This window comes from Sphingobium sp. KKT206 (assembly GCF_055640555.1).
Map to the genome: position 1 here is coordinate 2286063 of NZ_CM145764.1, position 14815 is coordinate 2300877.

Annotated in this window: 13 protein-coding genes, 1 tRNA gene and 1 other annotated feature; of the genes, 5 read left to right on the forward strand and 9 right to left on the reverse strand. The window is 65.0% G+C overall.

Translation table 11 applies throughout. From position 1 onward, the window contains the following. The first annotated feature begins 104 nt into the window (after window positions 1-104). On the forward strand, window positions 105-890 hold the full coding sequence (gene lptB / locus ACZ2HM_RS10940; RefSeq protein WP_043154571.1) for an LPS export ABC transporter ATP-binding protein: 786 nt from the start codon (window positions 105-107) through the stop codon (window positions 888-890). A gap of 137 nt (window positions 891-1027) precedes the next feature. After that, complete coding sequence (gene rpoN / locus ACZ2HM_RS10945; RefSeq protein ID WP_470426843.1) at window positions 1028-2548, forward strand: RNA polymerase factor sigma-54; 1521 nt, start codon at window positions 1028-1030, stop codon at window positions 2546-2548. A 33-nt stretch (window positions 2549-2581) separates the two neighbouring features. On the opposite strand, the gene ACZ2HM_RS10950 is transcribed toward rpoN, so the two are convergent. From ACZ2HM_RS10950 to ACZ2HM_RS10980, 7 genes are all read right to left on the reverse strand, one after another. Next, complete coding sequence (locus ACZ2HM_RS10950; protein WP_470425224.1) at window positions 2582-3433, reverse strand: universal stress protein; 852 nt, start codon at window positions 3431-3433, stop codon at window positions 2582-2584. Between the two features lie 11 nt (window positions 3434-3444). Continuing rightward, entirely contained in the window at window positions 3445-4929 is a 1485-nt protein-coding gene (locus ACZ2HM_RS10955; protein ID WP_470425225.1) for a SulP family inorganic anion transporter, read from the reverse strand. An 88-nt stretch (window positions 4930-5017) separates the two neighbouring features. Then, window positions 5018-5071: a sequence feature (sul1 is cis-regulatory element that is thought to sense ions involved in sulfur or methionine metabolism; They are found in Alphaproteobacteria), on the reverse strand. Between the two features lie 63 nt (window positions 5072-5134). Beyond that, window positions 5135-5896 carry an arsenical resistance protein ArsH gene (gene arsH, locus ACZ2HM_RS10960; protein WP_470425226.1) on the reverse strand — a complete coding sequence of 254 codons (762 nt, stop codon included), beginning with the start codon at window positions 5894-5896 and terminating at the stop codon, window positions 5135-5137. After that, window positions 5893-6975: an ACR3 family arsenite efflux transporter gene (arsB, locus tag ACZ2HM_RS10965; RefSeq protein ID WP_037477436.1), complete on the reverse strand. Its 1083-nt coding sequence runs from the start codon at window positions 6973-6975 to the stop codon at window positions 5893-5895. Before arsB ends, arsH begins: the two co-directional genes overlap by 4 nt. Continuing rightward, the gene (gene arsC, locus ACZ2HM_RS10970; RefSeq protein WP_470425227.1) at window positions 6972-7397 is read right to left on the reverse strand and encodes an arsenate reductase (glutaredoxin); all 426 of its coding nucleotides are present in this window, start codon (window positions 7395-7397) and stop codon (window positions 6972-6974) included. Before arsC ends, arsB begins: the two co-directional genes overlap by 4 nt. Next, on the reverse strand, window positions 7394-7915 hold the full coding sequence (locus ACZ2HM_RS10975) for an arsenate reductase ArsC (RefSeq protein WP_470425228.1): 522 nt from the start codon (window positions 7913-7915) through the stop codon (window positions 7394-7396). Before ACZ2HM_RS10975 ends, arsC begins: the two co-directional genes overlap by 4 nt. Beyond that, window positions 7912-8265: an ArsR/SmtB family transcription factor gene (locus ACZ2HM_RS10980; protein WP_037477442.1), complete on the reverse strand. Its 354-nt coding sequence runs from the start codon at window positions 8263-8265 to the stop codon at window positions 7912-7914. Before ACZ2HM_RS10980 ends, ACZ2HM_RS10975 begins: the two co-directional genes overlap by 4 nt. A 143-nt stretch (window positions 8266-8408) precedes the next feature. On the opposite strand from ACZ2HM_RS10980, the gene ACZ2HM_RS10985 reads away from it, so the two are divergent. From ACZ2HM_RS10985 to ACZ2HM_RS10995, 3 genes are all read left to right on the forward strand, one after another. Beyond that, complete coding sequence (locus ACZ2HM_RS10985; protein ID WP_037477444.1) at window positions 8409-9905, forward strand: alkaline phosphatase; 1497 nt, start codon at window positions 8409-8411, stop codon at window positions 9903-9905. A gap of 62 nt (window positions 9906-9967) precedes the next feature. Further along, window positions 9968-11038, forward strand: coding sequence for an AI-2E family transporter (locus tag ACZ2HM_RS10990; protein ID WP_052027744.1), 1071 nt, complete (start codon window positions 9968-9970; stop codon window positions 11036-11038). A gap of 164 nt (window positions 11039-11202) precedes the next feature. Then, window positions 11203-12567 (forward strand): glycoside hydrolase family 27 protein, encoded by a 1365-nt coding sequence (locus tag ACZ2HM_RS10995; RefSeq protein WP_470425229.1) that lies wholly within the window; start codon window positions 11203-11205, stop codon window positions 12565-12567. 194 nt (window positions 12568-12761) lie between these two features. Here ACZ2HM_RS10995 and ACZ2HM_RS11000 read toward each other — a convergent pair. Then, window positions 12762-12836, reverse strand: a tRNA-Glu gene (locus tag ACZ2HM_RS11000). 101 nt (window positions 12837-12937) lie between these two features. After that, window positions 12938-14704, reverse strand: a complete 1767-nt coding sequence (gene recJ, locus ACZ2HM_RS11005) for a single-stranded-DNA-specific exonuclease RecJ (protein ID WP_037477447.1) — start codon at window positions 14702-14704, stop codon at window positions 12938-12940. Between the last annotated feature and the right edge of the window lie 111 nt (window positions 14705-14815).

The following is a 14815-nucleotide window of genomic DNA, read 5'->3' on the forward strand; positions in this document are numbered from 1 at the left end:
GGTGCGACCATCGCGCCATTTTCCCCTTGCCCCGGCGGCGATCCCATGCACAAAGGATGCCAACTGGTGCGGGCGGTTCGCCGTCCGGCCGCAAGGATGGACCCATGCACGACGTCACCACCCAGGAACGGCCCGCCGCCCCTCGCCCTCCCGTCCCGCACGAGCTGGGCGATGGCCTGTCGGTCATCTCGATCGCCAAAAGCTACGACAATCGCGTGGTGTTGTCGGACGTGTCGCTGACCGTCGGCAAGGGCGAAGTCGTCGGACTGCTTGGCCCCAATGGCGCGGGCAAGACGACCTGTTTCTATTCGGTCATGGGCCTCGTCCGGCCCGATCGCGGCCGCGTGCTGCTAGACGGGCAGGATATCACCAGCCTGCCCATGTATCGCCGCGCGATTTTGGGCCTTGGCTATCTGCCGCAGGAAACCTCGATCTTTCGTGGCTTGACCGTCGCGCAGAATATCAGCGCGGTGCTGGAAATGGCGGAGCCCGACAAGGCATCGCGCGCCGCGCGGCTGGAACAATTGCTCGACGAATTCGGCCTGACCCGGTTGCGCGACTCGGCAGCGATGGCCCTGTCGGGGGGCGAGCGTCGCCGATGCGAGATTGCCCGCGCGCTGGCTGCCAATCCGTCCATCGTGCTGCTGGACGAACCGTTTGCGGGCATTGATCCGCTATCGATTGCCGACATTCGCGACCTGGTGAAGCAGTTGAAGACGCGCGGCATTGGCGTGCTGATCACTGACCATAATGTCCGCGAGACGCTGGAAATCGTCGATCGCGCCTGCATCATCTATGACGGGCAAGTGCTGTTCACCGGCAGCCCGACCGAACTGGTCGCCAATGCCGACGTCCGCCGCCTGTATCTCGGCGAGAATTTCTCGTTGTGATGTAAGATGAAGCGGGGGCATTTTCTTTCTGAGCCGCACCGGCCCGCACCCCCACCCGGCCTCCCACAGTATAGGCTGGCTGGGCGTCCGGGTGGGAGCGCGAGCCGGTGGTGCGCCAGCACAAGGCGCGCTGCCTGATGGCGCTCGGCCCACGCCTCGACATTCGGCAGAGCCAGTCGCTTGTCATGACGCCGCAGTTGCAGCAGGCGATCAAGCTGCTGGCGCTGTCCAATCTGGAGATCGAAGCGTTCGTCGCGGGCGAGCTGGAGAAGAATCCGCTGCTCGAATCGGGTGGCGGCGATGATGCCCCCCCGCCTGCCGACGGCATCGACCGCGAGCTTGAGCGCCCGACGCTGGCCGCCGAAACCGGGGCGAGCGACGATCTGATCGCGCAGGGGCTGGGCGGCGCGGACAGCCCGCTCGACGTCGATCATGGCGCGGATACGTTCATCGACGATGGCCCCGGCGACCGGATGGCGAGCGCACTCGGCGCCGGTGGCGGCGGCATGGACGCGATGACGGGCGGCTATGGCGACGAAGCGCCGGACTTCGACAGTTTCGCTGCGCCCGGTGCCAGCCTGCAGGAACATTTGATGGATCAGGCGCGCGCCGCGCTGTCGGGCGTGGACCTGATCGTCGCGGCACAACTGATCGGCCAGATCAGCGAGGCCGGCTATCTGGAGGCGGACCTGTTGCAGACCGCCCATGCGATGGGCCTGCCGCTGGTCGAGGTCGAACGGGTGCTGGGCGTCATCCACAGCTTCGACCCGACCGGCATCGGCGCGCGGTCGCTGGCAGAATGCCTGGCGCTGCAGGCCAAGGAAGCCGACCGCTACGACCCCTGCATCGCGCGCCTGATCGACAATCTCGACCTGCTGGCCAAGGGCGCGCTGCCCCAGTTGCGCCGCATCTGCGGGGTGGATGAGGAGGATATGGCCGACATGATCGCCGAATTGCGCGGCTATGACCCCAAGCCAGGCCTTAAATTTTCGAGCGACCGCGCTGCGCCGGTCACGCCCGACCTGTTCGTGCGCCCTACCGCCGAAGGATGGAGCATCGAGGTCAACAGCGCCACCCTGCCCCGCGTGCTGGTCAACCGCAGCTATTATGTCGAACTGGCGACCGGCAAGCAGGACAAGAATGCCAAGGCGTGGCTCGCCGATTGCCTGGCCAGCGCCAATTGGCTGGTCAAGGCGCTCGACCAGCGGCAGAAGACCATCATCAAGGTCGCGAGCGAGATCGTCCGCTGCCAGGAGGATTTTTTCCGCAAGGGCGTCGCGCATTTGAAGCCGCTGACGCTGCGCACCGTCGCCGACACGATCAAAATGCATGAATCGACGGTCAGCCGGGTGACGTCGAACAAATATCTGTCCTGCCCGCGCGGCCAGTATGAACTCAAATATTTCTTCACCAGCGGCGTGTCGAACGCGGAAGGCGACGGCGCCGTCTCGGCCGAAGCGGTCAAGAGCCATATCAAGACGCTGATCATGGCCGAAGAGCCCCAGGCGATCCTGTCCGACGACACGCTGGTCGAGCTGCTGCGCGCGCGCGGCATGGACATAGCCCGCCGCACCGTCGCCAAATATCGCGAGGCGATGGGGATCGGATCGTCGGTGCAGAGGCGGCGGCAGAAGGCACTGAAGGGCAAGGCGGCCTGATCCCGTGAGGGTGAGATCAGGCCGAAGGGCAGTTTATCGCACCAGCAGCACGGGCGCGTGGACGGTGCGGATAAGGGTGGTGGTGGTACTGCCGACAATCAGGGTGCGGAGCGGCAAGTGGCCGTAGGCGCCTATGACCAGCAGTGCTTGTGGCATTGCTGCCATCCGTTCGGCGATGGCATCTTCCGGTTTGCCTGGCAGGATCGCCAAGGTGACGGAGGCGCTGGCTGACAAAGCGGTGCGCGCCTTGTCGAGCAACGCGCGATGCTTGTCGTCGTCGGGGCCGACCGTCACGACCTGGACCGGCATCCCGGCGAACAGGGGCGAGTTGGCGACCCGTTCCAGCGCGCGGTCGGCGGGCTTGCTGCCGTCATAGGCGAGAACGACGGATTGAGGCACCTGGACCGTGCGCGAGGCGATCAGCACCGGTTTGGCGCTGGCGCGCACGACGCGCTCGATCTTCGATCCGATATGGTCGGTCGCAAATTCATGGCTCGCGCCGCGCTTGCCGATGACAATGACGCGAGCATCCTCTTCCCGCTCGATGATCGTTTCGACGATGCCGCCATGGCGGTGGAGCGGCGCGATGGCGGTGGTCCCGTCGGCGCGCAGCCGATTGGCCATCGTGGCGAGCAGCATGCGGCCACGTTCGATCTGGAGCCGGGAGTCGGCTTCCTCCAGCCGGGTCAATTCCTCCAGCAATTCGCTCTTGGCTCCCAGGCCGATCGCGCCGCTGAGGTCATGGCGCTGCGCCACGGCATCGCGGCGCTGGACGACATGGAGCAGTTCGACCGGCAGGGCGAGGCGCTTGGACGCCCAGGCGGCGAGGTCTACGACGCTGGCCGCATAGGCCGACGCGTCGATACAGGCGAGTATCTTGGTCATGGCGTCTCTCCTCAATGCGCGCCGAGTTGCGCGTCCGCACCCGGCTTGTCGTGCATGGCATAGCGTTCGACCATCGCGGCGCTGGCGTCATTGAGGCCGATCACCTCGACCACGGTGCCTTCGCGGCGGAATTTCAGGATCGCCTTGTCGAGCGTGCCGATCGCCGAAATGTCCCAAAAATGGGCGTCGCTGACATCGATCACGACGCGGTCCAGAACTTCCTTATAATCGAAGGCGGCGGTGAAGCTGTCCGACGAGGCGAAGAAGACCTGGCCCGCGACGCGATAGGTGCGCGCCTTGCCATCGGCAGAGAGCGCAGACGTGACCGTGAACAGGCGTTTGACCTTGCTCGCGAAGAACAGTCCCGACAGGATGACGCCCGCCAGCACGCCCTGCGCCAGGTCATGCGTCCACACGACGATGACGACGGTGGCGATCATGACGACCGAGGATTGCCACGGATTGGTGCGCAAATCCTTGATCGAGCGCCAGCTGAACGTGCCGATCGACACCATGATCATTACCGCGACCAATGCAGGCATCGGAATCTGGGCCACCAGAGGACCAAGCACGACGATCAGGAACAGCAGGAAGGTGCCCGCGACGAGGGTCGACAAGCGGGTCGATCCGCCCGACTTCACGTTGATGACAGACTGGCCGATCATCGCGCAACCGCCCATGCCGCCGAGGAAGCCAGTGGCGAAATTGGCGATGCCCTGCCCCTTCATCTCGCGGCGCTTGTCCGAACCGGTGTCGGTCAGGTCATCGACGATCTGCGCCGTCATCATCGATTCCAGCAGGCCGACGGCCGCCATGGTCAGCGAATAGGGCAGGATGATCTGGAGCGTTTCCAGCGTCAGCGGGACGTTGGGGATGAGGAAGGCCGGGAGCGTCGAGGGCAGTTCGCCCATATCGCCCACCGTGTTGACATTCAGCCCGCCATAGATGGACAGGATCGTCAGGATGACGATCGCGACCAGCGGCGAGGGCACGGCCCTGGTGAGGCGCGGGAAGAGGTAGATGATGGCAAGGCCACCGGCGACCATCGCATAGGTGACCCAGGTCACGCCCACAAGCTGCGGCAATTGCGCGATGAAGATGAGGATCGCGAGCGCATTGACGAAGCCAGTGATGACCGAGCGCGAGACATATTGCATCAGCATGTCGAGCCGCAGGAAACCTGCGACGACCTGAATGATGCCCATCAATATGGTGGCCGCAAATAGGAAATCGATGCCATGGTCGCGCACGAGCGGCACCACCAGCACCGCGACGGCGGCGGTGGCGGCGGAGATCATGCCGGGGCGGCCGCCGACGAAGGCGATGATGAAGGCGATGGAGAAGGAGGCATAGAGGCCGACGCGCGGATCGACGCCGGCGATGATGGAAAAGCCGATGGCTTCGGGGATCAGCGCCAGGGCGACGACGATCCCGGCGAGGATGTCGGCGCGCGGATTGGCGAGCCATTCGCGTTGCAGCGAGGCGATGGACAGCATTCAAAAAAACCTAGATTGGCTAGCGGGGCATCGCGTGTGTGCGCGGAAACGCTCAAAACTCGGAAAAGCGAAGCCCAAATTCGCTAATGGTTATCCCGGGGATAGGCGCCGGGCCGAGCCACCCGACAATGCCGGGTCCAATGGATGCGGTCGCCTTATCCAAGATGCCGGATCGGCGCAAGCGCGATAGGGCGCAGACGACGAGTCAGTCGGATGTCGCCAGCCCGGCCTTTTCGACATGGGTCGCCACCGGCTCGTTGCGCTCCTTGCGCTCCGAATAGCGGTCCAACAGTTGCTCGGCATGGGGCCGCAGCAGGACGGTGAAGCGGACCAGTTCCTCCACCACATCGACGATGCGGTCATAATAGGCGGAGGGCTTCATCCGTCCGGCCTCGTCGAACTCTTCATAGGCCTTGGCGACGGAGGACTGGTTGGGAATGGTGAACATCCGCATCCAGCGGCCAAGGACGCGGAGCGTGTTGATACTGTTGAAGGATTGCGATCCGGCTGACACCTGCATCACCGCCAGGGTGCGCCCCTGTGTCGGGCGCAGCCCCTTATAGGCCAGCGGCAGATGGTCGACCTGCGTCTTCATGATGCCGGTAATCTGGCCATGGCGTTCGGGGCTGCACCAGATCTGCCCTTCCGACCACAGCGAATGGGCGCGCAGTTCATGGACGGCGGGATGATCGTCGCCCGCGACCTGATCGGGCAGCGGCAGGTCGCGCGGGTCGAAGATGCGGGTTTCGCAGCCGAAAAACTGGAGCAGGCGCGCGGCTTCCTCGACCACCAGGCGCGAATAGGAGCGTTCGCGCAGCGATCCGTAGAGCAGCAGGATGCGCGGCGGCGGGTCGAGATCGCCTAAGCCCAGCGCGGGTTGGCGATGCGCATAGTCCGGGTGCAGCGCGGGCAGATGGTCGGCATCGGCCAGCGGGCGGAGATAATGGAACGGCAGGGTGTCGCTCATGCCTCAGCCTCCTCCGCAAAGCGCGACCGGGTGCGGTTGGCGAAGGCGACCAGCGAGAGCATCACCGGCACTTCGACCAGCACGCCGACGACGGTCGCCAACGCCGCGCCGCTCGACAGGCCGAACAGCCCGATCGCGACCGCGACCGCCAGCTCGAAGAAGTTGGACGTGCCGATCAGCGCGCACGGGGCCGCGATCCGGTGCGGCACCTTCCAGGCGAAGGCCCAGGCATAGGCCAGCGCGAAAATGCCATAGGATTGGAGGATGATCGGCACCGCGATCAGCGCGATCAGCAGTGGTTGCCCGACGATGGTTTCGGCCTGGAAGGCGAAGAGCAACACCACCGTCGCCAACAGGCCGATGATCGACCAGGGCTTGAGCCGGGAAGTGAAGGCATCGACCGCCGCCACGTTGCCGCCATGCGCGGCGATCACCCGATGCCGGGTCAAAGCCCCCGCCGCGAGCGGGATCACGACATAGAGCATAGTGGAAAGCAGCAGCGTTTCCCACGGCACCACGATGTCGGTGACGCCGAGCAGCAGCGCGACGATGGGCGCGAAGGCGACGATCATCACAAGGTCGTTCACCGACACCTGCACCAGCGTATAGGCCGGGTCGCCGCGCGTCATCTGCGACCAGACGAACACCATGGCCGTGCAGGGCGCTGCGCCCAGCAGGATCAGCCCGGCAATATATTGGTCGGCATCGTTGCGGGGGATGAGGTCGCTATAGAGATAGTCGAAGAACAGGACGGCAAGCGCCGCCATGGTGAAGGGCTTGACCAGCCAGTTGATGACGATGGTGATGATGAGGCCGCGCGGCTTGCGGCCGATGTCGCGGATGCTGCCGAAATCGACGCCGACCATCATCGGATAGATCATCGCCCAGATCAGCACCGCGACGATCAGGTTGACCGAGGCTATTTCCAACCCGGCGAGCATTGCGAAGGCACCGGGCGCGGCATTGCCCGCCACGATCCCGACTGCGATCGCGAGCGCGACCCACAGCGAAAGCCATCGTTCGAACAGGCCAAGCGGCGAGGCGGATGCGCCTTTGGCATCGGATGCGGTCAGGGTCATGCGCGCTGGCCCGTTGCGTCGACCACCTGCTCGCCATCTTCCTTGGCGAACGCGCCTTGCTGCGCCGCCGGGAGAATATCCAGCACCGCTTCGGACGGGCGGCAGAGTTTGACGCCCAGCGGCGAGACCACCAGCGGGCGGTTGATGAGGATGGGATGCGCCATCATCGCGTCGATCAGTGCGGCGTCGGACAGGCTGTCATCGTCCAGCCCCAATTCGGCAAAGGGCGTGCCCTTTTCGCGCAGCAGGGCGCGCGGCGTCATCCCGGCGCGGGCAATCAGGCTTTCGAGCAGCGCGCGCGACGGCGGGGTTTTCAGATATTCGATCACATGCGGTTCGATGCCCGCATTGCGGATCATCGCCAGCGTGTTGCGCGACGTCCCGCATTCTGGGTTATGATAGATGATGATGTCGTGGGTCATGCGTTGGCTCCTGCCTGGGCGCTGGCACCCTCGCCTTGGCCGATTTCCTTGAGCCTGCGCTGCGTCGCCATGGCATCCAGCGCGTCGAGCGGCAGTTCGAGGAAGAGCGTGATGCGGTTGCGCAGATAGCGCAGCGCGGTCAGGAAGGCGTCACGCTGCCCCTCCCCTTCGACAGCAGCCGAGTCTTCGATGCCCCAATGGGCGGTCATGGGGTGGCCGATCCACACCGGGCAGGCCTCGCCCGCCGCATTGTCGCAGACGGTGAAGATGAAATCGAACTGCGGCGCACCGGGCGCGGCGAACTCGTCCCAGCTTTTCGAGCGCATGCCCTCCGTGTCGAACCCCAACCCCGACAGGACGGACAGGGCCATGGGATGAACCGCGCCCTTGGGCTGGCTGCCGGCGCTCCAGGCGCGAAAGCGGCCCGCGCCGAGTTTGTTCATCAGCGCTTCGCCCAGGATCGAGCGGGCCGAATTGCCGGTACATAGGAACAGGACATTATAGACTTTGTCGGTCATGCTGGGGCTCCTTCGGAAACGGCGTCGCACGAAATGGAAGAAAGAAGGCCGGCGCACAGCGTCGGGTCGCCCTGGCAGCAATCGGCCATCAGAAAGCCAAGCAAGCCCTGCATTCCGGCATAGTCGGCGGCATAGTGGATGAGGCGGCTGGTGCGCCAGGAGGTGGCGAGGCCTGCCTGTTCCAGCTTCGTCAGATGATGCGACATGGTGGAGGGCGGCACGTCCATCGCTTCCGCCAAGGCACCCGCAATCATGCCATCGGGACCGGCCTTTACCAACAGGCGGAAGACCGAAAGGCGGGTGTCCTGTGCCAGCGCGGCCAGCGCCGCGACGGCCTTGTCCTGATCCATGGCGAGTCCTTACTTCGATGATCGTCGAAATATGGCGCGGGACCGGACCCGTCAATGATATTTCGATAGATGTGAAAATATAGGCGTTCTGTAGCACCTCTGTCATGATTGGATGGAAGGGGGTGCGGCAAAGGAGTATCTTCATGGTCGCTGCCCGCCGTCTTGCCCGTTCGTCCGCCCTGGCCTTGCTGATCGCCGCCAGCCCGGCGTTGGCGCAACATGCCAGCACCACCGACGCCTATCGCGCGCAGGCGATGGCCGAGCTGGAACGGCTCAAGGCAGACGCGCCGGTCGTCGGCAAGGCGCGCAACATCATCCTGTTCATCGGCGATGGCATGGGGGTCAGCACGCTGACGGCAGCGCGCATCCATCAGGGCCAGCGGCAGGGTGTGGACGGCGAATCCTTCGTGCCGACCATGGATCGGCTGTCCAGCACAGCGCTGGTCAAAACCTATTCGCATGACGGGCAGGTGTCGGATTCCGCGCCGACCGCCACGGCGATCCTGACCGGGGTCAAGACCCGCAACGGCGTCATCGGCGTCGGCCCGGAAGTGCCGGAAAATGACTGCGCGGCCAGCAAGGCACATCGCCTGCCCTCGCTGTTCGGCTTTGCGCAAGGTCAGGGCATGGCGACCGGGGTGATTTCGACCGCGCGCATCACCCATGCGACGCCCGCTGCCACCTATGCTCACACCGCCCAGCGCGATTGGGAGGCCGATGGCGACCTGACGGCCGACGCCCGCGCGCAGGGCTGTATCGACATTGCGCGACAGATGGTGGAGGGCGACGTGGGTGCCCGGCTCGACCTGATCCTGGGCGGGGGGCGCGCCAATTTCCTGCCGACCACCGCGCGCGATCCTGAATATGCCACCATTATGGGCAAGCGCACCGACCGCAAGGATCTGACCAAAGTCTGGCAGCGGCGCAATCCGCGCGGGGCTTATGTGTGGAATAGCGCGGATTTCGCCAAGGTCGACCTGACGCGCACGCCCCGCCTGCTCGGCCTGTTCGAGCCGGACCATATGCAATATGAGGCCGACCGCGCCAAGGACACAGGCGGCGAACCGTCGCTGGCGGACATGACCCGTTCGGCGATCACGATGTTGGGCAGCCGCGACAAGGGCTATGTGCTGCTGGTGGAAGCGGGCCGGATCGACCATGCCCATCATGCCGGGAACGCTCGCCGCGCGCTGGAAGACACGATCGCGCTGGACGAAGCTGTGAAGGTCGCGATGGACATGACCGATCGCGCGGATACGCTGGTGCTGGTCACGGCCGACCATAGCCACACGTTCGCGATCAGCGGCTATCCCGGCCGGGGCAACCCGATCCTGGGCGCGGTGACCAATGGTGGCCAGGCGCTCAAGGCCAAGGATGGCAAGGGCTATACGACATTGGGCTATGCCAATGGGCCGGGCGCGACGATCGATACCCCGCGCGCCGACCCGCTCCAGACCGACACCACCGCACTCGATTATCGCCAGCAGGCGCTGGTGCCACTAGGCTCGGAAACCCATGGTGGCGACGATGTCCTCGCCCGTGCTTCAGGGCCGATGGCGCATCTGGTCAAGGGCACGATCGAGCAGCACAGCCTCTATTATATCATGCGCGAGGCGTTGGCCGGGCCGACCGCCAAATAGCCCGTGGCGCATTCGTGCCAGCAACAGGTTGCACGATGGATCATGCACGATAGAAGGCGTGCATGACCCTTGATCATGACGACGCCGCCACGGCGCAATCACAGCCGGCACCGGCGTCTTCCGCAACAGCCTACAGCCCCGGCCGGGTTGCCAATGCCGCATTGGTGGTCGTCGGTATCATCGGCCTGGCATGGATCATGGTCGAACTGACCCGCTTCCTGATGCTGGTGTTCGCGGCGATCGTGATCGGTGCGGTGTTCGACACGATCGCCAACTGGCTGTGCCGCATCACCGGCATGAAGCGGTCGATGGCGCTCGCTTTGTCGGTCATCGGCATGATCACCCTGTTCGTGGGCGCCTTCGCGCTGTTCGGGTCGCAACTGGCGCAGGAATTCGACACGATCCGTGAAACCGTCCCCCGCGCGCTGCAAAGCGTGGAGGGGCTGCTCAACCGCTATGGTCTGGGCGAAAGGGCGCGGCAATTGGTCGAGGGTGGCGGCAAGGATGTGTCGCAACTGGTCTCGCAGGCGGGCGGCTATGCGCTGGCGGCGGGCAGCGGCCTTGCCGATTTCGTGCTGGTCCTGGTCGGTGCGATCTTCCTGGCGGGCGATCCCGCCACCTATCGCCGGGGTCTGCTGCTGCTCATCCCGAAGAGCGCCGAGGAAAAGGTAGCGCTGGCGCTGGACGATGCGTCGGGCGGCCTGCGCGGATGGATGGTGGGGCAGGCAGTGTCCTCGCTGGTCGTCGCTGCGTTCACCTGGGCAGGGCTTGCGCTGCTGGGCGTACCTGCTGCGGGCGGCCTGGGCGTGATCGCTGGCCTGCTCGACATCATTCCGATGATCGGACCAGTGATTTCGGGCGTGCCCGCCGTGCTGCTGGCCTTCACCGTGTCGCCGATGACCGCGCTGTGGACCCTGTTGCTCTTCCTCGTGATCCAGCAATTGCAGGGCAATTTCCTGCAGCCGATGATCCAGAAACATGCGGTCGACGTGCCACCGGCGGTGCTGCTGTTCGCCGTGTTCGCCGCCGGCCTGCTGTTCGGCTTCCTCGGCGTCCTGCTCGCCGCGCCCCTTACGGTGGTCGTGTTCGTCGCGGTGCAGCGCCTCTATGTGCAATCGATGCTGGGCAAATAGATCAAGGTCGCCGGGAGGGACTAAGCCATTATCGACGCTGCGCTTGTCCATTTTCAGCTCTAGGTCTGCGGTGTTGATCCAAGACCTTGTCCTCCCAAGTTGCGCCGCCGGATATTGTCTGACAAATAAGGTCTGATTTCTGCTGGCAGAGGACAGGCCTACTCATGGATATATCCCGTCGAACCGCTATATTCGCTACGGCTGCGGCTTCTCTTGCAGGCGTTGCACAACGGGCCGACGCGGAGACGCCGATGTCCCCCTCGCACTCAGGCTCGCAAGGGGCTGTACTGGCCCCGCGCCCGCCCATGGGTTGGAACAGCTGGAACAGTTTTGCCGGCACCATCACCGAGGATCAGGCGCTGGAGACCGCAGCGATCATGCGGGACGCCTTGCTGCCATCGGGCTATAACGTCTTCACGATCGACATTCAGTGGTATGAGCCGGAAGCGAGCAGCTATACCTATAATGCCAACCCGGTCCCGGCGCTGGACGCCCATGGGCGGCTGGTGCCCGCGCCCAATCGCTTTCCGTCGGCCAAGGGTGGTGCGGGCTTCGCGCCGATTGCCGCGAAGGTCCATGCGATGGGGCTGCAATTTGGCATTCATGTCATGCGCGGCATCTCTCGCCATGCGGTGAAGCTGAACTTGCCGATTCTGGGTACGAATGTCCGCGCGCAAGACATTGCCGACACCACATCTATCTGTGCGTGGAACCCCGATATGTTCGGCGTCGACATGACGAAGCCCGGCGCGCAGGCCTATTATGACGGGCTGTTCAAACTCTACGCTTCATGGGGTGTCGATTTCATCAAGATGGACGATATGAGCCGTCCCTACGACGCCCGTGCACCGGAAATAGAAGCAGCGGCGACAGCCATTACCCGCTGCGGGCGGCCGATGATCCTGAGCCTGTCCCCTGGCGAGACACCGGTGCTGCGCGGCGACCATGTCCGCCGCCACGCGCAGATGTGGCGCATTTCCGATGATTTCTGGGACGAATGGGCGCAATTGGAAGCGCAGTTCACGCGGCTGGAGAATTGGATCCCGTTTCGTGGTCCCGGCGCTTGGCCCGATGCGGACATGCTGCCGCTCGGCCGCATCGCCTTGGGCGAGCGGGTGTCGCGGTTCACGCCCGACGAACAGCAGACATTGATGATTTTATGGTCGATCACCCGATCGCCGTTGATAATGGGCGGCGACCTGCGCCACCTTGATGGGGCCACGCTGGCGCTGCTGACCAACCCCGAAGTGCTGGCGGTCAACCAGGCGAGCCAGGACAACCGCCCGCACTTTTTGGAAGACGGATTGCGGGTCTGGTCGGCGGTGTCCGAGGACGGGAAGGCGCGCTATCTTGCGCTGTTCAACCTTGGGACCAAGACGCGGGACGTTTCGGTGCCGCTGGCGAATGTCGGTGTCGACGGTTCTGCAGCGGCGCGCGATCTGTGGAAGCGACGCGATATCGGCCCGGTCACGGGCCATGTAGTCACGCGCCTTGCGCCGCATGCCAGCGCGTTGTTTCGCCTGAGTTAGGGGAGGGAACAACCCTGCATGCCTTGGATGTTCCGGCCGGATCAGAAGCCAGGAAACCGGTCATATCGGCACCCATCATCAGCGCCCTGTAGTCATATGACGACGACGAGCGCTTTGGTATGGAACGTTTTGCGTAAATGACATTGAGGGAAATGCCATTCAGGCGCTTTCCGGCATCTTCGCTGTAGAGAAACTGGTGATCCCAACGGGATTCGAACCCGTATCGCTGCCGTGAAAGGGCAGTGTCCTAACCGTTAGACGATGGGACCACATACAACCACCGGCGAAGCGCCGCTGCGAAGTGAGGGGGGCATTAGGAGGAGACGGCGCGGCGGTCAACCCCTTTTGCGGGCAAAAACGCGCCTGCCACTCAGTCGGCCCAGGCGGCGTCGTCCAGATGGAGTTCGGCGGCGGGACGGCTGCCCCAATCGTCGATCTTCGCCCGTCCAGCGACCCACAGCCGCCGGTCGTAGGGCGCGCCCAATATCGCCTGGCCCATGTCGCTTTCGGCCTGGCGAAAGGCGATGGTCTTGATCGACCGGCCGTCCGCGCCCGCCATGATTGCGCGCAGGTGGCCGTTGCCGACCACATCGGCCTTGACCACGCGCATCGGGCCAGCGGCGATCCGGGGGGCGGGCCAGCCTGCGCCATAGGGTCCACCCTGCTCGATCGCAGCGACGAATTCCGGGTTCACGCCAGCCGGGGCCAGCACCGCGTCGATCAGCAGCGCCCAGTCGTCGCGCGCGCGCGCCACAGCGCTTGCCAGTCGGTCGTCCAGAAAATCGGCAAGCGCATCGACCTTGTCTGCCGCGACGGTCAGCCCGGCCGCCATGGCATGGCCGCCGCCCGCGACCAGCAGACCGCTATCCTTGGCCGCCATCACCGCCGCGCCCAGATCCACGCCGGAGATCGACCGGCCCGATCCCTTGCCCACGCCATCCTCGTCCAGCGCGATGACGATGGCGGGTCGCCCAGCCTTTTCCTTGATCCGTCCCGCGACGATGCCGATGACGCCCGGATGCCAGCCCAGCCCGGCAATCACCGCGACGGCGCGATTGCCCTGCGCGTCGAGCAGCGCTTCGGCCTGTTCCTGCACCGTCGATTCGATCGCGCGGCGTTCCTCATTATAATGGTCGAGCTGCCCTGCGATCCGCGCCGCCTCGGCCGGGTCCAGCGTCGTAAGCAACCGCACGCCAAGATCCGCCTGCCCCACGCGCCCGCCCGCATTGATGCGCGGCCCCAGCGCAAAGCCCAGATCATGGCACAGCGGCGCGCGGGTCAGGCGACTGGCGTCGATCAGCGCGGCGAGGCCGATATTGCGCCGCTTGGCCATTACCTTCAGCCCCTGCGCCACGAAGGCCCGGTTGAGGCCGCGCAGTTGCGCCACATCCGCCACCGTGCCGAGCGCGACGATATCGAGCAATTCCATCAGTGCCGGTTCCGCCCGCGTCGCGAACCAGCCGCGCCCGCGCAACAGCCGCACCAGCGCCGCGCCCAGTAGGAATGCGACACCGACAGCGGCGAGATGGCCATGCGTCGCCGCTTCCTCCCCCTCGTCCAACCGATTGGGGTTCACTAGCGCCAGGGCTTCGGGCAACGCCGCGCTGCATTTATGATGATCGACCACCACGACATCGACCCCGGCTGCCTTCGCCATCGCCAGCGCCTCGAACGCCTGTGCGCCGCAATCGACAGTAACGATCAGGGTCGCCCCCTCGCCCGCCAGGCGCACCAGCGCCTCACCGGACGGGCCATAGCCCTCCATCAGCCGATCGGGGATATAGGGTTTGGCCTCCAGCCCCAGATCGCGCAGCAATCGGATCAGCAGCGCCGCGCTGGTCGCGCCGTCCACATCATAATCGCCGAAGATGCGCACATCCTCGCCGCGCTGCACCGCATCGGCCAGCCGCTCGGCCGCCGCGTCCATGTCGCGGAACAGGCTGGGATCGGGCATGAAGGCGCGGATTGTCGGGTTACGATGCGCCTCCAGCGCCTCGCGCGGGCAACCGCGCGCCATCAGCAATTGCGTGACCAGATCGTCGGGCAGATAGCCGGGGTCGCGCGCGTCCGCCCCTTCTCCGCGCCAACGCCAGGGCTGGCCCATCAGGGATCGCGAAATATTGAGCGCAAATGTCATGCGCTTGCTCTAGACGGGCCTTGGGCCGGTGGGAAGCGCCCCCGTCGCGGCTAATCGTCGCCTGATCGGAACCGGCGCAACCCCTTGAGCGTATTGAAAGTTCGTCGGCCA